Consider the following 26,961-nt stretch of genomic DNA (forward strand, 5'->3'; position numbering starts at 1 on the left):
GAGCAGACATGACCATACATACCCATCCACCCACGACCGGAAGCCGGGCGCCTTGCCCGACCGCGCCGCGCCGCCCGGCACGGCCGCGCTACGCGCGCCTGCGGGCCGCAGTCCTGGCCGGCATTGCATGCGCACTGGCCGGCACGCCGGCAGCGGCCCATGAACTGTCGACCTACCGCTCTCTTGTCGACGCGCTGATGACAGGTCAATCGGTCACTACCCTGCTCGACCTGGCCCTCTGCACTCGAGAGGGCAGCGACGCGGCCGGCCCGAAGGTAAAGGGAGGTTCTCGCATCACGCGATTCCTCATTCCGGGTGACCAATATGTGGCCTTCGCCGACACGCACCGCACGCTGGATGCAGAGGAGAAACCTGTTGTCGAATACATTCGCTATCGCGCGATGCCCGACGGGAGCGTGACGGTACGCTTTGCCAGACAGGCCGGATCCAGCGACGAAATCACGCCGCGGGGGAAATTCCAATGCCGCATGACGCATGGCGTCCGTTTTATCGGGGGCGAAGCGCCTCGCGCCCTACCGCTGAGAACGCGGATGGACGCCCCTATCCAGACCCCCGCACAGGACGGCGATGCAGAGCCGCGGCAGCCTGCTGACCGCCTCGATCCTCACCCATAGCGCTGACACGTCATCGCCACGCAACGCGCCAGGGGGTGAAGCCGCACTCACCACGCCCGCCTGTGGCGTCCGCGCGACGCCGACCGGGTGGGTGTGGCCCCGAGACCAACAGACGCCGGCCACATTAGCGCAAGCAACAAAAAGCCCCGCCGAGGCGGGGCCTTTTGCTCAAGTATTCATGCCAGAGGCATTACAGAACCGTGATCTTCGTTGCCTGAGGGCCCTTGGGACCCTGAGCGATGACGTATGACACACGCTGGTTTTCTTCGAGCGAGCGGAAGCCGCTGCCTTGAATCTCAGAGAAGTGCGCGAACAAGTCCTTACCGCCCGCTTCCGGGGTGATAAAGCCATAACCTTTTTCAGAGTTGAACCACTTGACGATGCCGGTTTCCATACCGATTTTTCCTTGCATTTACAATGGGCCAAAAGCCCGGGACACGAGACATTCAAGCTAGGGCCAAGAACAATAACGGAGACCGGAAAGAACCCTGAACTGTACAAAGATCGCGCTGCTTGAAAATCTCCACGACACTATGAACGCGACATTCATTTAAGTCAAAAACATTTTCCCCAGCGCGGACGGCTATGTGAAACTAATTGCTACATCGCCGCGCATAAAAGCCATCTACCATTACCGGGCGTTGCACATGAACATTGTGGAGCTCGGAACGAAAACGAATGGCTGTGCATTACAGCCCCGACGCGCCAGCCAGCGCTATATATTGATCGAGCAAAAGGGCGGCCCGCGGACGGCCCGCCCCGTACGAAAGAAAGGCAACTCATGAGCATTATCAGCGCCCGCACGGCGGATGTGGCCTCGGGCATGGCCTTGCGGACTACCCTCGACGGGGAATTCATACGCAGCTATGTCGTCATCAGCCCGCCGGATCTGGACCTCATCGCGGACATCGTGCCCCCTGCGGAGGTTGAGGCCGGCGGGGCCATCCATGCCACGGCCGTCACAGACCCGGCCTCGGCACCGGAGCAAATCGGCGATGTCCTGGACAATATCAATCCAGGCGACATCGCCGTATTTCTCTGTGTCGATTCAGCTGCGTATGAAGCCGCACTGCAGCTTCTCGGTTACGACCCGGGCCGACACGATACCGAATTGCATTAAGTTCAATACAAACCACCACTGCGATCAGGCGGGTACTTGATAAACCCGCACGCCCGCGCGCGGGGCGTTTTCCGGTGGGGAATATTGCGGCTTGGCGCCACCCTGCACCGGCGCCAGGCGAAACCCCAGGTCCATACCCCAACGATCGGTTTCGCGTACCCACTGGGTATGGCAGCACGAGCAGCGGAAGCGGTCTTCACGGTGGTTCTCGCGGCGCTTTTCGGTGGGGCGCACGAAGCCTTCATGCACGAGATTCTGGTGGGCTTGAAGCCCGGGCCTGGCAAGGGTGATGCTCTGGCACGGAAGGCACATCATGGCGCTCATTTTCTTCTCCATTCGTTCATAAAGCGATAAGACAGGACAAAATCGAAGCAACATCCCGCTGGCACCGCAGGTGCCCGCGTAGGCGCTCACCCCTGCGCGGGATAGGGCTCGGGAACCAATCCTTCCAAAGCGGCCCGGCCGTCCAGGATGGTTTCGCTCATGGAAGGAAAGTGGACGGGCGACACGATGCATTGCAATCGGGGCTCGCCGTGTCGGCGGTCTTCGACCAGAATCTTCCAGCTGTAGCGGCCACCGCCATCGGGGTCCACCGTTAAGGTGGCACCCCAGGCGTTGAAGGTTTTTGCGAAAACTTCCATTGCGTATCGCCCGAGGGACTGTTGCTTCCCCTCCCGCAAGCGGCGTGCCCGGCCCTTGATGTCGGGTGCTCACAGAGGGCAGCCGCCGGCTCGAAGCGCGCTCTGCAATAAGGGACGCGGTCTCGAAATGGGACGAATCAGGAAGTGCCCCGACACAAAGTCATTAGCAAATGCAACCCGACGGCGGGTCGCTTTTTGAGCCCGAAAAGCAAAGGGCCGGCGGAAATCCGCCGGCCCGTGCACGCCTGGATGACTTTTTTACAACGATCGGGCCAGTTGGGCGGCCAAGCCGATATAAGAGCGGGGAGTCAGTCGCAGAAGGCGCGTCTTCGCGTCCGCCGGCAGCGCCAGCCCCTGTATGAACTCGCGCAACGCCGTTTCGGTGATGCCTTTGCCGCGTGTCAGCGCCTTGAGCTGTTCGTAAGGCTGGGGCAATCCATAACGCCGCATGACGGTTTGAACGGGTTCGGCGAGGACCTCCCAGCAAGCGTCGATATCGGCATCGATGGCGCCGGCATTGATTTCCAGCTTTTCCAGGCCGCGCAGACACGCGTCCCAGGCCACCATGCAATACCCGAAGGCCACGCCGAGGTTGCGCAATACGGTGGAGTCGGTCAGATCGCGCTGCCACCGCGACACGGGAAGCTTGTCCGCCAGATGGCGCAGCATGGCATTGGCCAGGCCGATATTGCCTTCCGAGTTTTCGAAGTCGATCGGATTGACCTTGTGCGGCATGGTAGAGGAGCCAACCTCGCCTTCCTTGAGCCGCTGCTTGAAGTACCCCAGGGAGACATAGCCCCAGATATCGCGGTCCAGGTCCAGGATGATGATGTTGGCGCGCGCCACGGCATCGAAGAGCGCCGCCATCCAATCATGCGGCTCGATCTGGATGGTGTGGCGATTTTGCGTCAATCCCAGGCCCTGGAGAACGCGCTGGCTGAAAGCAGGCCAATCGACCTCGGGGTAGGCGGACAGGTGCGCGTTGTAGTTGCCGGTGGCGCCGTTCAGTTTGGCCAGCGGCTGCACCGCGCGGATCGCGTCCAGAGCGCGCCCCAGGCGCGCGGCCACGTTGGCGAATTCCTTGCCCAGCGTGGTGGGGCTGGCTGGCTGCCCATGCGTGCGCGACAGCATGGGCTGGTCGGCATGAGTCGCCGCCATCGCGACAAGCTTGCCGTGCAGCTTCTGCAGTGTAGGAACCAGCACACCGTTGCAAGCGCGCGACAACATGAGCGCATGTGAGGTGTTGTTGATATCTTCCGAGGTGCAGGCGAAATGAATGAATTCCGCCGCGCGGGAGAGCTCGACGTGATCGGCCACCTTTTCCTTCAGCCAATATTCGACCGCCTTGACGTCATGGTTGGTGACGCGTTCGATTTCCTTGATACGGGCGGCATCGGCTTCGCTGAAGTCTTGCACGATCGCCGCCAGGCGGGCGCGGGCATCCCCGGAAAAGCGTGGCAGTTCCGGCAGCCCCGCTTCGGCCAGGGCCGACAGCCACGCGACCTCGACTTCGACGCGGTGGGCCATGAAGCCGGCTTCGGACAACAAGCCGCGCAAGGCGTCGCCGCGCGAGGCGTATCGCCCATCAAGTGGAGAAAGCGCATTGAGCGGACTGAGGGCGGAGGCGATATGCATGAGCAGGAAAATAGACCGAAACGAGTATTGAAAATCGCGAAAAAACTCAGCGATTTTATCATCCGCTGTTCCTCATCCACCGGTGTGAGCAGCCGGCCGCGCCATCCGCGGTCCGACGTGGCATCATCCTGCTATACTGCCGCCCGCTTTCCGACTATGACCGTGCATCCATGAAACTGATAGGCTCCCTTACTAGCCCGTACGTACGTAAGGTACGGATCGTCATGGCGGAGAAGAAGCTGGATTACCGCTTTGAACTGGAGAACGTCTGGTCTCCGGACACCAAGATCCAGCAATACAACCCCCTGGGCAAGGTGCCCTGCCTGGTCATGGAAGACGGCGGCGCATTGTTCGATTCGCGCGTGATCGTCGAGTACCTCGATACCCTTTCCCCCGTCGCACGCCTCATCCCGCAGTCAGGCCGGGAGCGCGCCGCCGTCAAATGCTGGGAAGCCATCGCCGATGGCGTACTCGACGCCGCTGTGGGCATCGTCAAGGAAAGACAGCGTCCCGATGGCTTGCGCAATGACGAATGGATTGCGCGCCAGTACGGCAAGATCCACGCCAGCCTGGACGCGATGAACAAGAGCCTCGGTGAACACGCCCACTGCATGGGCATCAACCACAGCCTGGCCGACGTGGCCGTGGGCTGCGCCCTGGGCTACCTGGACCTGCGTTTTGCGGACCTGAACTGGCGGACGGGGCACCCGAACCTGGCGCGTCTGTTCGAAAAGCTCTCCACGCGCCAGTCCTTCATCGATACCGCGCCCCCGCAAAACGCCTGAGGGCGCGCTGCGTCAGGTGAAGGCCCGCCAGGCCTTGTAGGCCATGAAGATGGCCAGCGCGAAAAGCAGGAAGGCGAAGGTGCGCTTGACCGTCGCGACCGGCAGGCTGTGCGCCGCGCGGGCGCCGATGGGTGCTGTCAACACGCTCATGCAGACCAGCGCCAGCAAGGCCGGCCAATAGATATATCCCAGCATGCCCGGCGTGCTGCCCGCTTCCCGCAGGCCAGAAATCACATATCCCGTGCTGTTCGCCAAGGCGATAGGGAAACCCAGCGCGGCCGACGTCGCCACGGCGTTGCGCAGTGGCACGTTGCACCAGATCATGAATGGCACGGAAAGAAATCCGCCGCCCGCCCCCACCAGGCCTGAAACGAACCCGATACCGACGCCGGCCGCCGAGGTCCCCGCCACGCCGGGTATCTGGCGTGACGGCTTGGGCTTGGTATTGCGCAGCATCGAATAGCCGGAATACAGCACGAAAGCGGCGAAGAACGCCGACAGCCAGCCGGTATGCAGCGCGGCGAACACAGCGCCGCCGGCCAGCAGCCCGCCCACGATGAGCCCCGGCGCCATCGCCAAGGCGACGCGCCAAATGACCGCGCCGGCAGCGTGATGGGCCCGCACGCTGGAGACCGATGTGAACAGGATGGACGTCATCGACGTCGCGATGGCTGCGTGCACGATGAGGTCATCGCTCATGCCCTGCCAACCAAAAATCATCGTCAGGAAAGGCACCAGTACCATGCCACCGCCTATGCCCAGCAGGCCGGCGGCGAACCCCGCGCCGGCACCCAGCAGCAACAGGCAGATCAAGATAGGAATATCCACGTCCACTCCCTTGTTATGGTCATTGGGACGCGATGATACCTCCACCCAGGCAAATGTCACCGTCGTACAGCACGGCCGACTGTCCGGGGGTGACCGCCCACTGCGCTTGGTCGAAGTCCAGCGTGAAGGTTTCGCCGCCGCCATCGCGCAGCATGCAGGCGGCATCGGCCTGGCGGTAGCGGGTCTTCGCCGCATAGGCGCCGGCGGGAGGCGGGTGTCCGGCGACCCAACTGGCATCCTGGGCGCCGAGCGACCCGGACAGCAGCCACGGATGGTCATGGCCCTGCACGACGTAGAGCGTGTTGGCCGGTAGATCCTTGCGAGCGGCATACCAGGCTTCCGCGGTGCCGTCGTCGCGCTGCCTGCCCTTGATGCCGCCAATACCTATGCCCTTGCGCTGGCCCAGCGTATAGAACGACAAGCCCGTATGCGTGCCCACGCGGTGGCCTTCCGGCGTCAGGATGGGGCCGGGCGCTGTCGGCAGATAGCGGTTCAGGAATTCACGGAAAGGCCGTTCGCCGATGAAGCATATGCCGGTCGAATCCTTCTTCGCGGCATTGGGCAAGCCGATGTCATGGGCGAGCCGGCGGACCTGGGTCTTCGGTATTTCACCCAGGGGAAACATCGTGTGCGACAACTGCTGCTGGTTCAGGCGATGCAGGAAATAGCTCTGGTCCTTGGTGCCGTCCAGCGCCTTGAGCAACTGATAGCGGGTTCCACCCGCCGCGGCCATGGCGCGTACCCGCGCGTAGTGGCCCGTGGCGATGAGGTCCGCGCCAAGGCTCATGGCATGGTCCAGAAAAGCCTTGAACTTGATTTCCGCGTTGCACAGCACGTCCGGGTTGGGCGTACGGCCGGCGGAGTATTCGCGCAGGAATTCCGCGAAGACGCGGTCCTTGTATTCCGCGGCGAAGTTTACGGCTTCGATATCGACGCCGACGAGATCCGCGACGCTGGCGGCGTCCAGCCAATCCTGCCGCGTCGAGCAGTATTCGGAATCGTCATCGTCCTCCCAGTTCTTCATGAACAGCCCGATCACTTCGTAGCCTTGCTGCTTGAGCAGCCAGGCCGTGACGGATGAATCGACGCCGCCGGACATGCCGACGACGACGCGGCCTTTGGTAGGAGCAATGGAGGACATGGAAAGCGGGGAAGATCAGCGACAAACGAAGGGCGGCATTGCCCGGATGGCGCGGACACCCGAAAAAGCATCGGCCGCGGCGGTCCGGGAAGAACCGGACAGGTATTTTACCCGGTGGATTTACCGACGCCACGGCGGGGCAAGTCGTGTATAAGTGTCACGGCCCGATATCCGACAAGGAGAACGTATGCGTATCGGTATACCGCGAGAGACCCTGGAGGGGGAAACACGCGTGGCGGCGACCCCGGAAACCGTCAAGAAATACGTGGCGGGGGGAAATACCGTGATCGTGCAGCACGGCGCCGGCAGCGCCGCGCGCTACACGGATGAAGCCTATGAGGCCGCGGGCGCCACGCTCGGCTCGGCGGCGGACGCCCTGGGTGCCGACCTGGTGCTCACCGTGCGGATGCCGGAAGCCGAGGGCTTGGCGGCGCTCAAGCGCGGCGCCGTGCTGGCCGGCATGCTGGACCCCTTCGATGCCGAGGGCATCGCGCGGCTGGCGGCAACCGGCGTCACCGGCTTCGCATTGGAAGCGGCGCCGCGCATCACGCGAGCGCAAAGCCTGGACGTGCTGTCGTCCCAAGCGAACCTGGCGGGCTACAAGGCGGTGCTGCTGGCGGCCCACTACTACGGCCGGCTGTTTCCCATGATGATGACCGCGGCCGGCACACTGAAGGCGGCCCGCGCGGTCGTCCTGGGCGCCGGCGTGGCTGGCCTGCAGGCCATTGCCACGGCGCGGCGGCTGGGGGCGGTGGTCGAGGCATCCGACGTGCGCCCCGCCGCGAAGGAACAGGTGGAATCGCTAGGCGCCAAATTTATCGACGTGCCGTTCGAAACCGAGGAGGAACGCGAAATCGCCCAGGGCGTCGGCGGCTATGCCCGGCCCATGCCGACCGCATGGATGGCGCGCCAGGCCGCCCTGGTATCGGAGCGTTGCCGGCAGGCTGACATCATCATCATGACGGCCCTGATACCGGGGCGCCCCGCGCCCACGCTGGTGTCCGCGGAAACCGTACAGGCCATGAAGCCCGGCTCGGTGCTGGTGGACCTGGCCGTCGAACGCGGCGGCAACTGCCCCTTGTCCGAAAAGGGCCGCGTCGTGGAAAAGCATGGCGTAACGCTGGTCGGACTGGCCAACCTGCCCGCCCTGGTGCCCACGGATGCATCGGCGCTCTATGCGCGCAACATGGCGGATTTCCTCAAGCTGATCGTGGACAAGGACGGCGCGCTCGCCATCCAGCGCCAGGATGAAATCGTCGCGGCCTGCCTGGTCTGCGAATCCGGCAATGCGGTTCGGAGGTCTTGAATGGAAGCCTTGAGTCCCACCCTGATCAATCTGATCATCTTCGTCCTGGCCGTGTACGTGGGTTATCACGTCGTCTGGAACGTCACGCCGGCGCTGCACACGCCCCTGATGGCCGTCACCAACGCCATTTCCGCCATCATCATCGTCGGCGCGATGCTGGCGGCGGCCCTCACCGAAGGCGGCCTGGCGCGCGGCATGGGCGTGCTGGCCGTCGCGCTGGCCGCGGTGAACGTCTTCGGCGGTTTCCTGGTCACCCGGCGCATGCTGGAAATGTTCAAGAAAAAAGACCGCAAGCTGGCGAAGGAGGACGCGCGATGATCTCGCTGAACATCGTCACGCTGCTTTACCTGCTGGCATCGGTTTGCTTCATCCAGGCCCTGAAGGGCCTCTCGCATCCGACCACCTCGCGCGTCGGCAACGCCTTCGGCATGGCCGGCATGGCAATCGCCGTGCTGACCACCGGCGCGCTGATCCTGGCCCTGGCCGGTCCGGGCATAGCCGGACTGGGACTGGGCTGGGTGCTGCTGGGCCTGCTGATCGGCGGCACGGCAGGCACCATCATGGCCCGACGCGTCGAAATGACGAAGATGCCAGAACTGGTCGCCTTCATGCATAGCATGATCGGCTTGGCGGCCGTGGCGATCGCCGTCGCGGTGGTGGCTGAACCGCATGCCTTCGGCATCGCGCCCATGGGCACGGCGCTGCCGACGGGCAACCGCGTCGAGATCTTCATCGGCACCTTCGTCGGCGCCATCACGTTTTCCGGCTCCGTCATCGCGTTCGGCAAGTTGTCCGGCAAATACCGGTTCCGCCTGTTCCAGGGCGCGCCCGTGGTGTTCCCCGGGCAGCATATCGTCAACCTGCTGCTGGCCCTAGTCATGCTGGCGTGCGGGGTGGCCTTCGTGATGACGGAGGGCTGGACGCCGTTCATCGCGATGGCGGCCATCGCTTTCGTACTGGGTGTGCTGATCATCATTCCGATCGGCGGCGCCGACATGCCGGTCGTAGTGTCCATGTTGAACAGCTATTCGGGCTGGGCCGCGGCCGGCATCGGTTTTTCGCTGAACAACCCGATGCTGATCATCGCGGGCTCGCTGGTCGGCTCGTCCGGCGCGATCCTGTCGTACATCATGTGCAAGGCGATGAACCGCTCGTTCTTCAATGTACTGCTGGGCGGCTTCGGCAACGGGGGCGGTGGCGGCAACGCCAACGCGGCGGCACAGCAGCGCAACGTGAAGTCGGGTAGCGCCGACGACGCCGCGTTCCTGATGACCAATGCCGAGACGGTCATCATCATCCCGGGCTATGGACTGGCCGTGGCGCGGGCGCAGCATGCCTTGAAGGAGCTGGCGGCCAAGCTGACGGAAAAAGGCGTGACCGTGCGCTATGCCATCCACCCTGTGGCCGGCCGCATGCCCGGCCATATGAACGTCCTGCTGGCCGAGGCCGAAGTGCCCTACGACCAGGTCTTCGAGATGGACGACATCAACGGCGAGTTCGGCCAGACCGACGTGGTCCTGGTCCTGGGCGCCAACGACGTCGTGAATCCCGCGGCCAAGAACGATCCACAGTCCGCCATCGCCGGCATGCCGATCCTGGAAGCCTACAAGGCGCGCACCATCATCGTGAACAAGCGTTCGATGGCGGCCGGCTATGCCGGCCTGGACAATGAACTGTTCTACATGGACCGCACGATGATGGTCTTCGGCGACGCCAAGAAAATCATCGAAGATATGGTCAAGGCCGTGGAGTAGCCGCGTCCCTGGCGGCATCCTGGTGGAGGCGTTCGTCCAACGCCTCTATCCAGTGACGCACCGGCGTGGCCGTCCCGCTTTGCAGATGGGTGATGCAGCCGATGTTGGCGGAGAGGATCACGTCGGGCGCGGTCGGCGCGATGGCGGCCAGCTTGCGGTCGCGCAGGGTGCCCGCCATTTCGGGATGCATGACCGAGTAGGCGCCCGCCGAACCGCAACACAGGTGACGGTCGGCAAACGGCTGCAGATGGAAGCCCAGCTCCGTCAACACGGTGTCGGCCAGGGGCCGCAGTCCCTGCCAGTGCTGCAGCGTGCACGGCGGATGAAACGCCGCGCGCACGGGTGCCCCGAGGCGCTCGCGCAGCTCACGCGCGTGCGGCGCGACGACTTCCGACACGTCGCGCACCAGCGAGACGATACGCGCGGCGCGATCCGCATAGGCCGGGTCCTTGCGCAGGTGATGCGCATACTCCTTCACCATGGCGCCGCAGCCGGAGGCGTTCATCACGATCGCCTCGACCCTGCCGCTTTCCACCAGCGGCCACCAGGCATCGACGTTGGCTCGCATCTGTCCCAGCGCGGTCGATGCATCGTCCAGATGCAGATTGATGGCACCGCAGCATCCGCTTCCCGCCACGACCATCGTGCCGATACCCAGGCTATCCAATACCCGTATCGTCGCCGCGTCGATGGTCGGCATCATCGAGGGCTGCACGCAGCCGGACAATAGAATCACCTGGCGCGCATGCGCACGGCCGTCTGGCAGCTTGCCCACGGCACGCGTCTCCGGAACCTTGGCCCGCATGGCCGCCGGCAGCAGGGGCCGCACTGCCTTGCCCAGCCGCATCGCCGGCGCGAACCAGCGGGAAGTCAGGCCCTTGCGCAGCAGCACTCGTTTGAGGCGCTGGCCCCAAGGCCGGCTGACACGGCTTTCCACCAGGGCGCGGCCGATGTCGACGAGATGCCCGTATTCGACGCCGGAGGGACATGTGGTTTCGCAGTTGCGGCAGGTCAGGCAGCGGTCCAGGTGCGTCTGCGTCGACCGGGTGGGCTCGGCGCCTTCCAGCATCTGCTTGATCAAGTAGATGCGTCCGCGCGGACCATCCAGTTCGTCGCCCAGCACCTGATATGTCGGGCACGTCGCCGTACAAAAGCCGCAGTGTACGCAACGGCGCAGTATGGCGTCTGCTTCGCGGCCATAGTCTGTGTCGCGTGCCCAGGAAGCGATTTGGGTTTGCATGAGGATCCTATAGTTCCAGCGCCAATCGACCCGGATTGAATAGCCCGGAAGGATCGAGTTCCTGTTTCAGCCGGCGCGTCAATGTCGCGACGCCCGGCGCCAAGGGTTGGAACACACCGTCCGCGGGCAAGTCCTCGCGCTGCGTGGCGCGGAACAGGGTGGCGTGTCCTCCCCTGCCCTGCGCCGCGGCCCGAACCGATGCCGCGTCGTATTGTCCGCTCAGCCATCGCTGCCCGCCCCCCCATTCGATCAACGTGGTGCCCAGTTCCATCGGTGCCGTCGCGGGCGGCACCGCGATCCGCCACAACGGCCGCGAGCGATCGAAGAAAGCGTGCGTCTGCTCGCGCACCGACAGCCAGAACCCGTCGGCCTGAACAGGGTCCACCACGTCGCCGCCGATCCGGATCCGCGCCGCATCGATGGCGGGCGGCGCGCCGGACAGGCGCACCCATATCGTGCCGTTATCGGAAGGTACTTCGGGCACCCAGCAAGCCGCGGAGACCGGCATCGGCAGGCGCCGCCATGTGGCGAATGCCGCCAAGGCCTCGCGTTCCGACGCCGCCAGGCGCAGTGTGGTCTCCGTGGCAGGGCGAGGCAGCACCTTCAACGAGACTTCCAGCAGCACGCCGAAGATGCCCAGCGACCCGGCCAGCAGCCGGGACACGTCATAGCCCGCCACATTCTTCATGACCTCGCCGCCGAAGTTCAGCATGCGGCCCTGAGCGTCCAACAGGCGCGCACCGAGCACGAAATCCCGTACGCTGCCCGCCGCCATGCGGCGCGGCCCCGCCAGCCCCGAGGCCACGCAGCCTCCTACCGTTGCGGACGCCTCATAGTGAGGCGGTTCGAACGCCAGCATCTGCCCTTGCGCGGCAAGCTCGGCTTCGAGTTCGCGCAGCGGCGTCCCCGCCCTGGCGGTCACCACGAGCTCGGAGGGCTGATAATTGACGATGCCGCGGTACGCCGTCACGTCGAGCAGGCAATGGCCGTCCTCCGGCCGCAAGGGGCGATGGTTGCCGTAGAAAGCCTTGCTGCCGCCGCCGCAGATAAACAACGGCTTGTGCCCGGCGCGCGCGGTCATGACCTGGTCGCACAACTCCGACAGGACGAAATCCATGACGACCCTGTATCAGAAGCGAGATAGATCAGGGAATCGGAGCTCGCCGCCGTGCACGTGCATCTTGCCGTACTCGGCGCAGCGCGCCAAGGTTGGAATGACCTTCTGCGGATTGAGCAGACACTGGGGATCGAAGGCTCTTTTCACGGCGAGGAACGTGTCGAGCTCCTCGCGCGAGAACTGCACGCACATCTGATTGATTTTCTCCATACCCACACCGTGCTCTCCGGTCACGGTGCCTCCCACCTGTACGCACAGCTCGAGTATCGCGACGCCGAATTTATCTGCGCGCTCGGTCTCGTCCGGCTTGTTGGAATCGAAAAGGATAAGCGGGTGCAGGTTGCCGTCGCCCGCGTGGAACACATTGGCGCAACGCAACCCGAACTCGTCTTCCATCTGTTCGATGGCGCCCAGCACGCGGGCAAGGTGCCGCCGCGGGATGGTGCCATCCATGCAATAGTAATCCGGCGAAACGCGCCCTGCCGCCGGGAAGGCGTTCTTGCGCCCGGCCCAGAACCGCAGACGCTCCTGTTCCGACGTGGACACCTGCAGGCGGGTCGCACCCGCGTCCTGCAGCACGGCCTCCATGTGCGCGACTTCATGCGCGACTTCCTCCGGAGTACCGTCGGATTCGCACAGCAGGATGGCTTGCGCGTCCATGTCGTAGCCGGCCTGCACGAAAGGCTCGACCATGTGCACGGCCTGCTTGTCCATCATTTCAAGGCCGGCCGGGATGATGCCCGCGCCGATGATGCGCGTGACGGCATTCCCCGCGGCTTCCACGCTGGGGAAGCTTGCCAGCACCACCTGCGCGCAAACGGGCTTGGGCAGCAGCTTGACGGTGATTTCGGTCACGATGCCCAGCATGCCTTCGGATCCGACGAACACTGCCAGCAGGTCCAGACCCGGCGCGTCGGGCGCCTCGCTGCCCAGTTCGACGATATCGCCATCGATGGTCACCACACGAACACGCAATATGTTGTGCACCGTCAGGCCATACTTCATGCAGCGCACGCCGCCCGAGTTTTCGGCAACGTTGCCGCCGATGGAACAGGCGATCTGGCTGGAGGGATCCGGGGCGTAATACAGGCCTTGCGCGGCCGCCGCCTCCGAGATCGCCAGATTGCGTACGCCGGGCTCGACCACCGCAAGCGCGTTGTCCGCGTCGATGCGCTTGATGCGGTTCAATTTCGACAGGCCCAGCAGCACGCCCTGGCTGTGCGGCATGGCACCGCCGGACAAGCCGGTCCCCGCCCCGCGCGGCACGACGGGCGCGCTCAGGCGCTTGCACACGCGCATCACCTGCTGCACCTGCGCTTCGGTTTCAGGCAGGCAGACCACGGCCGGCAAGGCTCGGTACAAGGACAGGCCGTCGCACTCGTAGGGCCGCGTGTCTTCCTCGCGATACAACACGCAATGGGCCGGCAGCACCGCCTGCAGCGCCGCCACCAGTTCCGGCGCTGCAGGCGGCGCCACCTGCGCATCCGTAAGATCGGTCTCTACCAAGGTATTCATGGTTCAAAGATAGCGCGGGCGGGAGAATCGCACAGTCAGGGATTTACCCCAAGGTAACAAGCCCCCGCCCGCCGCGTCACCAGTTGACGATCTTTCCGGGATTGAGGATGTTGTTGGGATCGAAGGCATGCTTGAGACTGCGCATCAGATCAAGCGCGTCCTGGCCATGCTCCTCAAGGAGAAACCCCATCTTGTGCAGGCCGACACCGTGCTCACCGGTGCAGGTTCCGTCGGCCGCGATCGCGCGCCGGACGAGCGCATGGTTGATCCGTTCCGAAGCTTCCCATTCCTGCTGGCTGTCCGGATCCAACAGCATCAGCACATGGAAATTCCCGTCCCCGACATGGCCAACGATGGTGGTCGGGAACGGCGCCTCGGCCAGATCGCGGGCGGTTTCGCGCACGCAGTCGGCCAGTGCCGAAATCGGCACGCAGACGTCCGTCGTGCTGGCACGGCAGCCAGGCCTCAGCTGCAGGCCGGCGAAATAGGCATTGTGGCGCGCGGCCCACAGTCGACTGCGGTCTTCGGGTCGGTGCGCCCATTCGAAATCCATGCCGCCATGTTCGTGCACGATCGCTTGTACGGACGCCGCCTGCTCCTGCACCCCCGCCGCGCTGCCATGGAACTCGAAAAGCAGCAGTGGCGTTTCACGCAAGTCCAGCTTGCTATGCCGGTTCACGGACCGCACCGCGTGTTCGTCCATGAACTCGACGCGCGCCACCGGCACGCCCGCCTGCATGATCTCGATGACGCTGTCCACGGCATCGCCCAGCGTCGGGAAATTGCACACCGCGGCCGAAACGGCCTCCGGTTGAGGATAGAGCTTGACGGTGACTTCCGTGATGATGCCCAGCGTGCCTTCGCTGCCCACGAAAATGCGCGTCAGGTCATAGCCGGCGGACGATTTCGGCGCGCGCCGCGCGGTGCGCAGCACGCGGCCGTCGGCGGTGACCACGGTCAGCGATACGACGTTTTCGCGCATGGTGCCGTACCGGACGGCATTGGTGCCGGATGCCCGCGTGGCCGCCATCCCGCCCAGGCTCGCGTCGGCGCCAGGGTCTACCGGAAAAAACAATCCAGTGTCGCGCAAATGCTCGTTCAGCTGCTTGCGCGTCACGCCGGCCTGCACCGTGGCGGTGAAGTCTTCGGCATGGACGGCCAGGACGGCGTTCATGCCCGAGAGGTCCAGCGTGATGCCGCCCTGCACGGGAAGCAGATGGCCCTCCAGCGAAGAGCCGGCGCCATACGCCACCAGCGGCACGCCGTGTTCATTGCATACGCGCGCCACGGCCGCGACTTCCTCGGTGGTCCGCGCGAAGACCACCGCGTCCGGCAGGATGTCCGGGTACGGTGATTCGTCATGGCCGTGGTGCTCGCGCACGACCTGGGCGGTGGACAGCCGATCGCCGACGATCGCCCGCAAGGCGTCCAGGCAAGGGCCGGGCAGCGGGCGCCGCAACGGCGAAGGATCGGTCAGGTCATTCATCTTGTTCTATCCGAGCCGGACTCATACCGGCATTCTACGCCGCCCCGACGCCGGGCGTCGGGCGCTGCGGCCCTATTATTTTCCGCTGCTTGCGCCGCGCCGGCGTTCCCTCACCGCCGCGGCCAGCCCTTCCAGCAGATCGACGGAAGCATCCCAAGCGATACAGCCATCGGTGATGCTCTGCCCATAGGTGAGCGGCTGGCCGGGAACGAGGTCCTGCCGGCCCGCCAGCAGGTGGCTTTCCACCATCAAGCCGACGATCCGGGCATCGCCTCCCGCGACCTGCCGGCCGATATCCTGGGCCACCAAAGGCTGGTTCTGTGGATTTTTGCTGCTGTTGGCGTGGCTGGTATCGATCATCAGGCGCTGCGCCAACCCCGATTTGGCCAATTCCTGGCTGGCGGCTTCGATACTGGCGGCGTCGTAATTGGGCGCCTTGCCGCCACGCAGGATCACGTGGCAGTCTTCGTTGCCCGCGGTGGAAACGATGGCGGAATGCCCGCCCTTGGTGACCGAAAGAAAATGGTGGGGCTGCGACGCCGCCTTGATCGCATCGACTGCAATCTTCACATTGCCGTCGGTACCGTTCTTGAAACCCACCGGACATGACAGCCCGGAAGCCAGTTCCCGATGCACCTGGCTTTCGGTGGTGCGCGCGCCAATAGCCCCCCAGGACACCAGGTCCGCAATATATTGCGGCGTGATCATGTCCAGGAACTCACATCCCGCGGGCAGCCCCAGCGTATTGATTTCAAGCAGCAGCTCGCGGCCGACGCGTATGCCCTTGTTAATGTTGAAGCTGCCGTCCAGGTCCGGATCGTTGATCAGCCCTTTCCAACCGACGGTCGTGCGCGGCTTTTCGAAGTAAACGCGCATGATGATTTCCAGATCGCCCTGCAGGCGGTCGCGTACGGGCTTTAATCGGCTCGCATAGTCCAGCGCCGCCTTGGGATCATGGATCGAACATGGACCGATAACCACGGCAAGCCGGTCGTCCATACCGTGCAGGATGCGATGCAGCGCCTGGCGTGCCGAATAAACGGTGTCGGACACCGACTGACTGCAGGGAAATTCGCGCATGACATGCGCCGGGGGCGTCAATTCCTTGATCTCTCGGATACGCAGGTCATCGGTATTGTGTGACACGGTGATGCTCCTTCCTGGGGGTACGTTGCCAGGCTGGCGGACATGAAAAAAGCCGCCAGATCGCTGGCGGCTTTTTGGGGGGATTTTCGCGGACTTCAGTTTGCGCGCAACCCTTCCTCCGCCAGCGGCATCGGAAAGCCATAAAAATAAAATCGGGCGGCCAGGCCGCGGTTGCTTGCGTACGTCATATTCGACTCTATTCAGCCGGATGCAAGGTGCACCCTGCGTAACCTGGCCGGTGGGTGCTTCCGTCCGGTGTCACGCGCATTTACATCGCGGCAAATCCTAGCACAAAAAAAGGCGTCGGTCATGGCGGAATACCGCCTGGCCGCCGCCTCCCACACCAGGCGGCGCCCGGTGGCCGCGCTCAGGCCGTTCCGCCCACGGTCAGGCCATCCATGCGCAAGGTCGGCATGCCGACGCCCACGGGCACGCTCTGGCCTTCCTTTCCGCAGGTGCCGACGCCGGAGTCGAGCTGCATGTCGTTGCCGATCAGGCTGACACGCGTCATGGCGTCCGGACCGTTGCCGATCAGCGTGGCTCCCTTCACCGGATAAGTGACTTTGCCGTTTTCGATCATGTAGGCTTCGGACGCGGAGAACACGAACTTCCCGCTGGTGATATCCACCTGGCCGCCGCCGAAGTTCACGGCATACAGGCCGCGCTTGACCGAAGCGATGATTTCTTCGGGAGGCGTATCGCCCCCCAGCATATAGGTATTGGTCATGCGCGGCATCGGCAGATGCGCGAACGATTCACGCCGTCCATTGCCGGTGGCCGCCGTCTTCATCAAGCGCGCGTTCATCGTGTCCTGCATGTAGCCGCGCAGGATGCCGTCCTCGATCAGAAAATTGCGCTGCGTCGGATTGCCCTCGTCGTCCACGTTCAGCGAGCCGCGGCGATCCGGCAGTGTGCCGTCGTCGACGACGGTAACGCCCTTGGAAGCCACGCGCTCGCCGATGCGCCCGGCAAAGACGCTGGACCCCTTGCGATTGAAGTCACCCTCCAGTCCATGCCCCACGGCTTCGTGCAGCAGGATGCCCGGCCAGCCGGAGCCCAGCACCACGGTCATTTCGCCCGCGGGCGCCGGCCTCGCATCGAGATTCACCAGGGCTTCGTGCACGGCATGCTCGACATAGCCGCGCAGGATATCGTCGGTGAAATAGGCCAGGCCGGAACGGCCACCGCCGCCCGCATGCCCCATTTCGCGCCGGCCGTCACGTTCGGCGATTACCGTCAGGGACAGCCGTACCAGCGGCCGCACGTCGGCCGCCAGCCGGCCGTCGCTGCCCGCCACCAGGATGACGTCGTATTCCGCGCCCAAACCCGCCATCACCTGAATAATGTGCGGGTCACGCGCCCGGGCCATGCGTTCGATGCGTTCAAGCAAAGCCACTTTATCGGGCGCGCTGAGCGTAAGCAGGGGATCGATGGGCGGGTACAGGTCACGCGCCGGCTCCGCCCCGCCCTGTGCGCGCACCTTGGCCTTGCCGGCGCCTTGCCGCGCGATGCCACGCACCGCCCGGGCGGATGACAGCAAGGCATCCGCGGACAGCGAATCCGAATATGCAAACGCGGTCTTCTCGCCGCTGATGGCCCGCACGCCCACGCCCTGACCAATGGAAAAACTGCCAGTCTTGACGATGCCTTCTTCCAGGCTCCAGCCTTCGCTGCGGGTGTACTGGAAATAAAGATCGGCGTAATCCACCTTGTGCGTGAATATCTCGCCCAGCGCGCGCGCCATGTCCGCCTCGCTCAACCCCCAGGGATCGAGAAGCAGGGATTTGGCGGTGGCCAGGGCTTGAATGTCGGGATCGGTGATTTTCATATCGGCAACTCGGTGGGATTCACATGACGCGGTGGCGTAGTGCGGGCAAGGCGGTTCGCACTTCGGACAGCCGTGCGGGGTCTATGTTACCCGCTACCACCCCCGGCCCTTCGGCCAGGACGTCGACGATATCGCCCCAAGGATCGATGAGCATGGAATGCCCCCAGGTGCGGCGGCCATTGGGGTGCACGCCACCTTGCGCCGGCGCCAGCACATAGCATTGATTTTCGATGGCCCGGGCGCGCAACAGTAATTCCCAATGCGCCTTGCCCGTTGTATAGGTGAACGCGGACGGCACCACGATCAGATCCACCTGCCCCAGCGCCCGATACAGCTCCGGGAACCGCAGGTCATAGCACACAGACAGACCGACTCTGGCGAACGGCGTATCGACGGTGCGTACTTCGGTCCCTGGCCGAATGGCAATGGACTCGTCGTAGGACTCGGCGCCGCGCTTGAAATTGAACAAATGGATTTTGTCGTATCGCACGAGGGACTTGCCGTCCGGTCCATATACCAGCGAGGTGTTGTACACCCGGCTTGCATCGGGACTGGCGAGGGGTAACGTTCCTCCAACCACGTATAAGCCATGCCGGCCCGCTTGGTCGGACAGAAACTCCTGGATCGGGCCAGCCCCCTGCGTTTCCCGTATGGCCAACTTATCGTGATCTTTTTGTCCCATGAAACAGAAATATTCTGGCAAGGCCACTAATCGGGCCCCGGATTCGGCCGCTTTTGCGATTAAATGGGACGCAGCATCCAGATTTTCCCTGACAATGGGCGTACTGACCATCTGGACTGCCGCGACGCGGGCGGGTGTGGAAGTGGCGGAAGAAAGTTCAGTCATCGGAAACAAATAGATTCAAGAATTCCAGGGATAATTCCCAACTCGTTTTGTGCTATTGTCGACAAAATAACTATAATCTGGTCTGAAAATCCGTTCGATAATAAGGATCGATATACCATGCCAAGAGAGACCTACTCCGTCCAGCAAGCCAGGATCGAAAAGGAGATCGATAAGCTCCGTAAAAAGGCCGAAGCGCTGCAGATGAAGCGCCGCAAGCCCGTGGTTGCTTCGATCATCCGGTCGATGCGTGAATACAATATCACTCCGGAAGAAATCGTCGCTGCCTTCGGCAAGCCCGCCGCGCGCCGCGGCCCGGGCCGCAAGAGCGCTGCCGGAACCGCCGCTACGCCGGCAAAGCGTGCCGTCGCCCCGAAATACCGCCATCCGGATACCGGTGAAACCTGGAGCGGCCGCGGTAAAGCGCCGCGCTGGCTGACGGCCGCGGAAGCCGCCGGTGCATCGCGCGAAAGCTTCCTCATCCAGTAGTATCGCCACGCCAGAACGCGCGACGCCGGCGCTGGGCAATCAGGTTTGGGCTCCAGGCTACCGCGACCGCGGTCCCCGCTTTTCCAGCAAGCCCCGTGCAATTGCACGGGGCTTGCGCCTTTTGAACGCAACGGCGCCAGGGGCAGCCGCGTCGAATGCATTCCCAGGCAGAATACCGCCTTGGCGGTATTGCACTTTGAGGGGCGGCGGGTCATCTGTCCATGACATAGCTTACTTGCCGTTCGGAACCGTTGTTGGCGGGAAAGCCGTCGAAAATGGCGCGCACCAAATAAGGCATCACTTTCAGAAGCCGGTCGTTTTCGGCCACGCTGTACGCCGTCGCTCGGTAAACCTCCTTGCCGCCCTGGCTGGCGTCGCGTATTTCAACTGTAAGCGCATTGCGATAAGCGACAGACGGAACATCTACCCAATCGGGTCCCCAGAACCCAGGGCCCCACGGGCCGCCCCAATATCGGCCGCCATAGAAGCCCGGCCCATAACCACCGTAGAAATAAGGGTCGATCGGCCTGCGGACATTCACCTGTGTCTGGGTCACCCCATACCGGAACGACACATCAAAACGGGCTGGCTGGCCGGGCCCGGCCTCTACCAGGCCGGTCGGGCTGATCCCGCTTCGCACCATGTCCTGGAAACTCTGATACTCCAGGTTGTTATTCTGGCTGGGATCCGCAGGCACGAAGCGATACCGCTGTCCCGTTGCGTCCGCCGGCCATTCCTGGAATGACGTTACGCGCGCCGACACGGTCGGTGTGCTTGCGCAGCCCGCAAGCAGACCCGTGACCAGTACCAGGATCGCTGCTTGTGCCCAGCGCCAGGAACAGGACATGGGGACTCGATACATAAAAGCTCCTGCAAAACGACGAGGGGTCGATACTCATGCAACCATCATAATGGCTGCTCATGAGCTTGGACAGGAAACGGGAAGCAAAGTTTTGCGGCCCGCGGCGGGCACCGCCCTACAATAATGGCCAAGCTCACCACGACAGGCATGGCCATGCGTACAGAAACCTCCGTCACCGTCTACCGCAAGGATTACCAGCCCTATCCGTTCGATATACCGGAGGTCGCGCTGGAGTTCGACCTGCACCCGGAAGCCACCACCGTGACCTCGCGCCTGACGGTACGTCGGCGCACACCCGATGATGCCGCGCCGCTGAGGCTGGACGGCAGCGACCTGGAACTTGTTTCGGTGTCGGTGGACGGCCGCGTCCTGGATGCCGGTGAATACGCGCTGGACGAACATGCGTTGACGCTGCTCCACCTGGGCCCCAGCGCATCGATACAGATCGTCAGCCGATGCCGTCCCGCAGCGAATTCCACGCTGATGGGCCTATATGTATCGGGTGGCAATTTCTTTACCCAATGCGAGGCGGAAGGCTTTCGCCGCATTACCTGGTTCGCGGACCGCCCGGACGTCATGTCACGGTATCGCGTCACGCTACGCGCGCCGACGGATTATCCGGTGCTGCTCAGCAACGGCAATTTGCTGGAGCACCGCCCCCTTCCCGACGGCCGCGCGCAAGCCGTGTGGGAGGACCCCTTCCCCAAGCCCTGCTACCTGTTCGCCCTGGTCGCGGGGCGCCTGACGCACCGGGAGACCCGGGTGAATACCGCCTCCGGGCGCCAGGTTCTCCTGCAGGTCTATAGCGACCCTGGAGCCGAATCCAAGACGGAATGGGCGCTGGAATCCCTGGTGCGTTCGCTGCGCTGGGACGAAAGCCGGTTCGGGCTGGAACTGGACCTGGACCGTTTCATGGTGGTCGCCGTGCGCGATTTCAATATGGGCGCCATGGAAAACAAGGGCTTGAACATATTCAACGCCGCCTACGTACTGGCAGACGCCGATACGGCCACCGACGCGAACTACGAAGCCATCGAGGCGGTCATCGGGCACGAGTACTTCCATAATTGGACCGGCAACCGGGTAACGTGCCGCGATTGGTTCCAACTGAGCCTGAAAGAAGGCCTGACGGTATTCCGCGACCAGGAATTCAGCGCCGACATGATGGCCCGGGGACTGGACGCGCATGCAGCCGCCAGCGCGCGCGCCGTCAAGCGCATCGATGACGTCGTTACGCTGCGGGCCGCGCAGTTTCCGGAAGACGCTGGGCCGATGGCCCATCCGATCCGGCCGGAAAGCTACCAGGAAATCGGCAATTTCTATACGGCGACCGTTTACGAAAAAGGCGCCGAGGTCATCCGGATGCAGCACACCCTGTTGGGCGAAGCGGGATTCCGCGCCGGCATGGACGAGTATTTCCGCCGCCATGACGGGCAGGCCGTGACCTGCGACGATTTCGTCGCGGCCATGGAGTCGGTGTATACCCGGCAGCATCCGGGTCGCGATCTGCAGGTATTCCGCCGCTGGTACCGCCAGGCGGGAACGCCCCGCGTCACGGTGGAATTGCATTACGACGCGGCCGCCCGCCGCTGTACCGTCACGCTGGCACAGCGCTGCGCGCCGGTGGGCGTCGAAAAAGCCCATCCCAATCCCGAGGGCAAACAGCCTTTTCATATCCCTTTCGCGCTAGGCCTGCTGGACCGCGACGGCCGGCCCGTCACGCTACGGTTCGATGGCCAGCAAACGGCGACAGCCCTGCTGGAGCTCACCCAGGAACGCCAACAGTGGGTATTCGACGATGTTCCCACTCAACCCATCCCTTCCCTGCTGCGGGGATTTTCCGCGCCGGTCATCGTCGAATACCCATGGAGCGACGAAGAGCTGGCGCTGCTGTCGGCCCACGATACGGATCCCTTCGCGCGCTGGGAAGCAGGGCAGGAACTGGCTACCCGCGAGATCCTCGGCCTGACCGCGGCGCGGCAGGCAGGCGCCGAAATGAAAGCCGGTGACGGCTTCATCGCCGCGTGGCGCGCCTTGCTGGAAGATCCAGACCTGGATGCCGCCTATCGGGCACGCGCCCTCTCCTTGCCTTCCGAAAAAACCCTTGCCGAACGCATGGCGGCGATAGACCCGCCATCCCTGGCCTTTGCGCGCGATTTCCTGCGCGCTCAAATCGGGCGGCAATTGGCCGGTCTGTGGCGCAAAGCCTTCACCGATAGCCAGACGCCGGGGCCTTATACCCCCGCGCCGGAGCCGGCCGGCAAACGCGCCTTGAAGAATATGGCATTGACCCACCTCATGGCGGGAGGCGATGCCGAAGCCGCAAAATGGGCGTTGGACCAATATGAAGGCGCCGGCAACATGACCGATCGGCTGGGTGCATTGACGGCACTGGTCAACCACGGCGAAGAGGATGTCGCCACGCGTGCCCTGAGCCACTTCTACGAGCAATGGCAGCATGATCCCCTGGTCATCGACAAATGGTTTGCGCTGCAAGCGACGGCGCGCTCCACCACCGTGGAAACCGTGCGGGGGCTGATGGCGCATCCCGCCTTCACGCTGCGCAATCCCAACCGCGCGCGCGCCCTGGTGTTCCAGTTCTGCCTGAACAACGCGCGAGGGCTGCATGGCGGCAATGGCGCCGGCTATGTCTTCTGGGAAGAACAGGTGCTGGCGCTCGATGCCCTGAACCCGGAAATCGCCGCGCGCCTGGCGCGCGCCATGGATAACTGGTCACGCTTCGTTCCCTCGCTACGGGCGCCCATGCGCGCGGCGATCGAACGGGTGCGCAACCACCCCGGCTTATCGCGCAATGTCATGGAAATCGTATCCAAGGCGCTGGAATTGGCCGCCTGAGAATTATCTGCTCTAGGAGAATCCTTTGAAACGCAAAACCCTAACCCAGTACCTGGTCGAGCAGCAGCGCGAGGCCCAGGCCGTCGGCCCGGAGGTGCGCCTGCTTATCGAAGTGGTGGCGCGCGCCTGCAAGGCAATCAGCCACGCCGTCAGCAAGGGCGCGCTGGGCGGCGTGCTGGGCAGCCTGGACTCGGAAAACGTGCAGGGCGAAGTCCAGAAAAAGCTGGATGTCATGTCCAACGAAATCCTGCTGGAAGCCAATGAATGGGGCGGCCATCTCGCCGCCATGGCGTCGGAGGAAATGGAAACCATTCACCTGATTCCCAACCGCTATCCCAAGGGCGAATACCTGCTGCTGTTCGATCCCCTGGACGGTTCCTCCAATATCGACGTCAACGTTTCGATCGGCACGATTTTTTCGGTATTGCATGCGCCGCATGAAGTGCACGGCCAGTCCGTCACGGAAAATGACTTCCTGCAATGCGGCAAGCAGCAGGTAGCGGCCGGTTATGCCGTCTACGGGCCGCAAAGCATGCTGGTGTTGACCGTGGGCAATGGGGTGGTCGGCTTTACCCTGGACCGTGAAATGGGATCCTGGGTGCTGACACATGAAAACATGCAGATCCCGGCGGACACCAAGGAATTTGCCATCAACATGTCGAACATGCGCCATTGGGCACCCCCGGTAAAGCGCTATATCGACGATTGCCTGGCCGGCAAGACGGGACCGCGCGGCAAGGATTTCAATATGCGCTGGGTCGCTTCCATGGTGGCCGACGTACATCGCATCCTGACGCGCGGCGGCATCTTCATGTACCCCTGGGACGCACGTGAACCGTCCAAACCCGGCAAGCTGCGCCTGATGTACGAAGCCAATCCGATGAGCTTCATCGTTGAACAGGCGGGCGGTGCGTCGATCAATGGCACGCAGCGCATCCTGGATATCGAACCGACCCAGCTGCATGAGCGCGTCAGCGTCATATTGGGATCGCGCAATGAAGTGGAAACCGTGGCGCGCTACCATCGCGAGCACGAGGCCCAGACGACCCGGTAGACGAAGAATCCAGCCAAATGAAAACCGGCGCATTTGCGCCGGTTTTCATTGGCGGGCACGTGGACGCGGCTATTTCACCTGCTGGATCGATTTCACGTCATCCTTGTTGATCTGCATATCGCGGCCGTTGTCCTCGTATTGGTACATGCCGGACTTCTTGTCGTACTTGGGCGTGTCCGGGGTCACGATCTGCGAACCGTCTCGGGTAGTTACGACGGAAGGCGAAGAGCATCCGGCCAGGGCGGCGATAGCGGCCAAGGACATCGCGGTCAACTTGAGAGTCATGTCATCTCCTTGCGTAAAGGACATGTCCAATGTATCGAAGGACCTGCATGCGAGCGGTGACGGGATGTCGGCAAAATGCGAGTATCTGTTAACGGGGCCAAAGCACGTTTCACCGGCTTACGGTCGCCCTTCAACGTAAAAAACTTCGTTCCCGGTGGACAATCGCGCCACCGGGATATAAAAGGCCGCCTCGGGGGCGGCCTTTGTTGCCTGCGCCGCGGACTCGCGGTTCAATTATCCAGCGTCAATATGGTCGCACCGGTGGTTTTGCGCGATGCCAGCGCCGTTTGCGCCTCTCCCGCCTGGTCCAGCGGATAACGCTGATCGATGCGCATGCGGATTTTCTTTTTCAGGACCAGATCGAACAGCTCGTCAGAGGCGGCTTTCAGCTTTGCCGGCGTATTGACGTGTATGCCCAGCGACGGCCGAGTGAGATACAGGCAGCCCTTCTGGTTCAGGATACCCACATTGACACCGGTGACCGGGCCGGACGCATTTCCGAAACTTACCATCAGGCCGCGCGGCTCGATGCAGTCCAGCGAAATCTCCCAGGTGTCCTTGCCGACGCCGTCGTAGACGACGGGCACCTTTTTGCCGCCGGTCAATTCCAGCACACGTTCGACCACGTTTTCACGCGAATAGTCGATGGTCTGCCACGCGCCGTGTTCACGCGCGAGTTCGGCCTTCTCAGGGCTGGAGACCGTGCCGATAAGCTTTACTCCCAGTGCCCTGGCCCACTGGCACGCAATCAGGCCCACGCCGCCGGCGGCCGCATGAAAAAGAATGGTTTCGTGCCCCTGCAGGCGATACGTCTGGCGGAACAGATATTGCACCGTCAGGCCCTTGAGCATCATGGCCGCGGCCTCGTCGAAGCCGATGCCCTTGGGCAGCTGGACCACATTGGCCGCCGGCACATTGCGCATCTCGGCGTAGGCGCCCAGCGGGCTCTGTCCATAAGCGACGCGGTCGCCCTTCCTGATATGCGTGACTTCGCTCCCCACCGCTTCGACGATGCCCGCCGCTTCAAACCCCAAGCCATGCGGAAGCGGGTGGGGATACAGGCCGGTGCGGTAATAGATGTCGATGAAATTCAAGCCGGCCGCATGCTGGCGCACCGTCACTTCGTTCGGACCCGGCGGGGGCACCTCCACGTCCACCAACTTAAGGACTTCCGGGCCGCCATGGGCCTCCAGTTGGATTGCCTTGACTGTGTTGTTGGCCATACAACGCTCCTTGTTATGCGTTCGTCGCGGATAAGAGGGATAGGTGGATCAAAGACATTCCAGGTGCGCGGACACCCGGCTTACTTTCGTTTCGCCAGGGCCGACGTGGGCGCCGTCAGGACGAAAACGCCCGCCAGCACGAAAGCCGTGCCGGCCAGCTGCCATGCCGTCACGGGTTCGCCCAGGAACCAGTACGCCAGGAAAAGGACCGACACCGGCCCGAGCATACCCAGCTGCGCGGCCAGCGGCGGACCGATGCGGGACACCGCGCTCATAATCATGAACACCGGCAAGACGGTATTGACCGTGGCATGAATCAGCGACAAGCCATAAAAGCCCGCCGGCTGGATCAGCATGGACGGCGGATGCATCACGAAAAACTGCACCAGGCAGGCGATGCTGGACACCGACATCGCATAGGCGGTCAACCGCATGGCGCCTACCCGCTTCACGAGTTCGCCCGAGCCGATCAGATACAAGGCATAGGTGAATGCCGAAGCGAAGACGAAGGCCGAACCCAGCAGCACCGCGCCGCCGCCCGTTTGCGACATATCGTGCGCGAACACAAGCACGACGCCAAGATAGGAAAGCAACAGCGCCAGCCATTGGCGCGGCGCGATGGGGCGCTTCAGCCAGAACGCGGTGATCAGGAGTACCAGCGTCGGCGCGAGGAAAAGGATCAGGCGCTCCAGTCCGACGCTGATATAACGCAGCCCCAGAAAATCGAGGAAGCTCGAGAGGTAATAGCCGATGAGCCCGAGCAGCACAAGCTTGATGCATTCCGTGCGGGTCAGCACCGGTATCTCCCCACGATCGGCGCGGCATGATTGCCGCCACCCGATGAAGGCAAAGAACGGCAGCGAAAACAGCATGCGAAAGGCAATCAATGTTACGGCATCCACCTCATATTCGTAGGTGAACTTGACGACGATGGCCTTGCCGGAAAACAGGATGGCGCCCAGGGCGGCCAGGCAAAAGCCGACGGCACGGCTGGAAAAAAGCGCGGCGGCCGGTGTGGCAACGGAGGAATTCATGGCGGCGATTTTATGTTCCGCGTGCGTGTCTGTGCACGGTCTTTCTGACGTGCGTGTCCCGGCACGGCCCCCGGGCGCGGGGGACACAGGCGCCGTGGGCGCCCAACCGCGCGAGGCCGCAGCAAGCGCTTGACAAT

At 63.4% G+C, this 26,961-nt stretch carries 26 protein-coding genes; 9 read left to right on the forward strand and 17 right to left on the reverse strand.

Going from position 1 to position 26,961, the window contains the following annotated elements; all coding sequences use genetic code 11:
• Positions 1-8 precede the first annotated feature (8 nt).
• Positions 9-635, forward strand: a complete 627-nt coding sequence (locus tag AKI39_RS15935; protein ID WP_076879713.1) for a VirK family protein — start codon at positions 9-11, stop codon at positions 633-635.
• A gap of 190 nt (positions 636-825) precedes the next feature.
• Here AKI39_RS15935 and AKI39_RS15940 read toward each other — a convergent pair whose 3' ends face one another.
• Entirely contained in the window at positions 826-1,029 is a 204-nt protein-coding gene (locus tag AKI39_RS15940; protein WP_066638013.1) for a cold-shock protein, read from the reverse strand.
• 387 nt (positions 1,030-1,416) lie between these two features.
• On the opposite strand from AKI39_RS15940, the gene AKI39_RS15945 reads away from it, so the two are divergent.
• Complete coding sequence (locus tag AKI39_RS15945; RefSeq protein ID WP_066638015.1) at positions 1,417-1,755, forward strand: hypothetical protein; 339 nt, start codon at positions 1,417-1,419, stop codon at positions 1,753-1,755.
• A 24-nt stretch (positions 1,756-1,779) separates the two neighbouring features.
• On the opposite strand, the gene AKI39_RS15950 is transcribed toward AKI39_RS15945, so the two are convergent.
• The 3 genes from AKI39_RS15950 to purB form a co-directional block, all read right to left on the reverse strand.
• The gene (locus AKI39_RS15950; RefSeq protein ID WP_066638022.1) at positions 1,780-2,079 is read right to left on the reverse strand and encodes a hypothetical protein; all 300 of its coding nucleotides are present in this window, start codon (positions 2,077-2,079) and stop codon (positions 1,780-1,782) included.
• Between the two features lie 86 nt (positions 2,080-2,165).
• Entirely contained in the window at positions 2,166-2,396 is a 231-nt protein-coding gene (locus AKI39_RS15955) for a hypothetical protein (RefSeq protein WP_066638025.1), read from the reverse strand.
• 258 nt (positions 2,397-2,654) lie between these two features.
• Positions 2,655-4,031, reverse strand: coding sequence for an adenylosuccinate lyase (purB, locus tag AKI39_RS15960; protein WP_066638034.1), 1,377 nt, complete (start codon positions 4,029-4,031; stop codon positions 2,655-2,657).
• Between the two features lie 170 nt (positions 4,032-4,201).
• On the opposite strand from purB, the gene AKI39_RS15965 reads away from it, so the two are divergent.
• A complete protein-coding gene (locus AKI39_RS15965; RefSeq protein ID WP_066638036.1) occupies positions 4,202-4,816 on the forward strand; it encodes a glutathione S-transferase in 615 nt (204 codons plus the stop codon).
• Between the two features lie 12 nt (positions 4,817-4,828).
• On the opposite strand, the gene AKI39_RS15970 is transcribed toward AKI39_RS15965, so the two are convergent.
• Together AKI39_RS15970 and mnmA are read right to left on the reverse strand one after the other, a co-directional pair.
• Positions 4,829-5,644 carry a sulfite exporter TauE/SafE family protein gene (locus tag AKI39_RS15970; protein WP_066643129.1) on the reverse strand — a complete coding sequence of 272 codons (816 nt, stop codon included), beginning with the start codon at positions 5,642-5,644 and terminating at the stop codon, positions 4,829-4,831.
• A gap of 19 nt (positions 5,645-5,663) precedes the next feature.
• Complete coding sequence (gene mnmA / locus AKI39_RS15975; protein ID WP_066638038.1) at positions 5,664-6,785, reverse strand: tRNA 2-thiouridine(34) synthase MnmA; 1,122 nt, start codon at positions 6,783-6,785, stop codon at positions 5,664-5,666.
• 187 nt (positions 6,786-6,972) lie between these two features.
• On the opposite strand from mnmA, the gene AKI39_RS15980 reads away from it, so the two are divergent.
• From AKI39_RS15980 to AKI39_RS15990, 3 genes are read left to right on the forward strand one after another with little or no spacing between them, the layout of a single operon-like run.
• A complete protein-coding gene (locus tag AKI39_RS15980) occupies positions 6,973-8,091 on the forward strand; it encodes a Re/Si-specific NAD(P)(+) transhydrogenase subunit alpha (RefSeq protein WP_066638050.1) in 1,119 nt (372 codons plus the stop codon).
• Positions 8,092-8,409: an NAD(P) transhydrogenase subunit alpha gene (locus tag AKI39_RS15985; protein WP_066638052.1), complete on the forward strand. Its 318-nt coding sequence runs from the start codon at positions 8,092-8,094 to the stop codon at positions 8,407-8,409.
• Complete coding sequence (locus AKI39_RS15990) at positions 8,406-9,845, forward strand: NAD(P)(+) transhydrogenase (Re/Si-specific) subunit beta (RefSeq protein WP_066638054.1); 1,440 nt, start codon at positions 8,406-8,408, stop codon at positions 9,843-9,845. The genes AKI39_RS15985 and AKI39_RS15990 overlap by 4 nt, the downstream gene beginning before the upstream one ends.
• Here the strand turns inward: AKI39_RS15990 and glcF are convergent.
• From glcF to AKI39_RS16025, 7 genes are all read right to left on the reverse strand, one after another.
• Positions 9,829-11,085, reverse strand: coding sequence for a glycolate oxidase subunit GlcF (glcF, locus tag AKI39_RS15995; RefSeq protein WP_066638060.1), 1,257 nt, complete (start codon positions 11,083-11,085; stop codon positions 9,829-9,831). The two genes, AKI39_RS15990 and glcF, sit on opposite strands and share 17 nt — an antisense overlap.
• Before the next feature lie 7 nt (positions 11,086-11,092).
• Positions 11,093-12,202, reverse strand: coding sequence for a glycolate oxidase subunit GlcE (gene glcE / locus AKI39_RS16000; RefSeq protein ID WP_066638062.1), 1,110 nt, complete (start codon positions 12,200-12,202; stop codon positions 11,093-11,095).
• A gap of 12 nt (positions 12,203-12,214) precedes the next feature.
• Positions 12,215-13,717, reverse strand: coding sequence for an FAD-linked oxidase C-terminal domain-containing protein (locus AKI39_RS16005; RefSeq protein ID WP_066638065.1), 1,503 nt, complete (start codon positions 13,715-13,717; stop codon positions 12,215-12,217).
• Between the two features lie 76 nt (positions 13,718-13,793).
• Positions 13,794-15,203, reverse strand: coding sequence for an FAD-binding oxidoreductase (locus tag AKI39_RS16010; protein ID WP_066638069.1), 1,410 nt, complete (start codon positions 15,201-15,203; stop codon positions 13,794-13,796).
• Between the two features lie 75 nt (positions 15,204-15,278).
• Entirely contained in the window at positions 15,279-16,349 is a 1,071-nt protein-coding gene (gene aroG / locus AKI39_RS16015) for a 3-deoxy-7-phosphoheptulonate synthase AroG (RefSeq protein WP_066638072.1), read from the reverse strand.
• 367 nt (positions 16,350-16,716) lie between these two features.
• Positions 16,717-18,177: a metalloprotease TldD gene (gene tldD / locus AKI39_RS16020; RefSeq protein WP_066638075.1), complete on the reverse strand. Its 1,461-nt coding sequence runs from the start codon at positions 18,175-18,177 to the stop codon at positions 16,717-16,719.
• A gap of 19 nt (positions 18,178-18,196) precedes the next feature.
• The gene (locus AKI39_RS16025; protein WP_066638083.1) at positions 18,197-19,024 is read right to left on the reverse strand and encodes a carbon-nitrogen hydrolase family protein; all 828 of its coding nucleotides are present in this window, start codon (positions 19,022-19,024) and stop codon (positions 18,197-18,199) included.
• A gap of 117 nt (positions 19,025-19,141) precedes the next feature.
• Here AKI39_RS16025 and AKI39_RS16030 point away from each other — a divergent pair, with 117 nt between their 5' ends.
• Positions 19,142-19,510 (forward strand): H-NS histone family protein, encoded by a 369-nt coding sequence (locus AKI39_RS16030; RefSeq protein WP_066638086.1) that lies wholly within the window; start codon positions 19,142-19,144, stop codon positions 19,508-19,510.
• A 211-nt stretch (positions 19,511-19,721) separates the two neighbouring features.
• On the opposite strand, the gene AKI39_RS16035 is transcribed toward AKI39_RS16030, so the two are convergent.
• Positions 19,722-20,357, reverse strand: a complete 636-nt coding sequence (locus tag AKI39_RS16035) for a DUF4136 domain-containing protein (RefSeq protein ID WP_235610665.1) — start codon at positions 20,355-20,357, stop codon at positions 19,722-19,724.
• A 168-nt stretch (positions 20,358-20,525) separates the two neighbouring features.
• Between AKI39_RS16035 and pepN the strand changes: the two genes are divergently transcribed.
• A complete protein-coding gene (gene pepN / locus AKI39_RS16040) occupies positions 20,526-23,228 on the forward strand; it encodes an aminopeptidase N (RefSeq protein ID WP_066638091.1) in 2,703 nt (900 codons plus the stop codon).
• A 25-nt stretch (positions 23,229-23,253) separates the two neighbouring features.
• Positions 23,254-24,282, forward strand: coding sequence for a class 1 fructose-bisphosphatase (locus tag AKI39_RS16045; protein WP_066638094.1), 1,029 nt, complete (start codon positions 23,254-23,256; stop codon positions 24,280-24,282).
• 69 nt (positions 24,283-24,351) lie between these two features.
• On the opposite strand, the gene AKI39_RS16050 is transcribed toward AKI39_RS16045, so the two are convergent.
• The 3 genes from AKI39_RS16050 to AKI39_RS16060 form a co-directional block, all read right to left on the reverse strand.
• Entirely contained in the window at positions 24,352-24,567 is a 216-nt protein-coding gene (locus tag AKI39_RS16050; RefSeq protein WP_066638097.1) for a YgdI/YgdR family lipoprotein, read from the reverse strand.
• A 230-nt stretch (positions 24,568-24,797) separates the two neighbouring features.
• Positions 24,798-25,790: a quinone oxidoreductase family protein gene (locus AKI39_RS16055; RefSeq protein ID WP_066638100.1), complete on the reverse strand. Its 993-nt coding sequence runs from the start codon at positions 25,788-25,790 to the stop codon at positions 24,798-24,800.
• A gap of 80 nt (positions 25,791-25,870) precedes the next feature.
• The gene (locus AKI39_RS16060; protein ID WP_066638101.1) at positions 25,871-26,824 is read right to left on the reverse strand and encodes a DMT family transporter; all 954 of its coding nucleotides are present in this window, start codon (positions 26,822-26,824) and stop codon (positions 25,871-25,873) included.
• Between the last annotated feature and the right edge of the window lie 137 nt (positions 26,825-26,961).

This window comes from Bordetella sp. H567, assembly GCF_001704295.1.
GTDB lineage: Bacteria > Pseudomonadota > Gammaproteobacteria > Burkholderiales > Burkholderiaceae_B > Bordetella_C.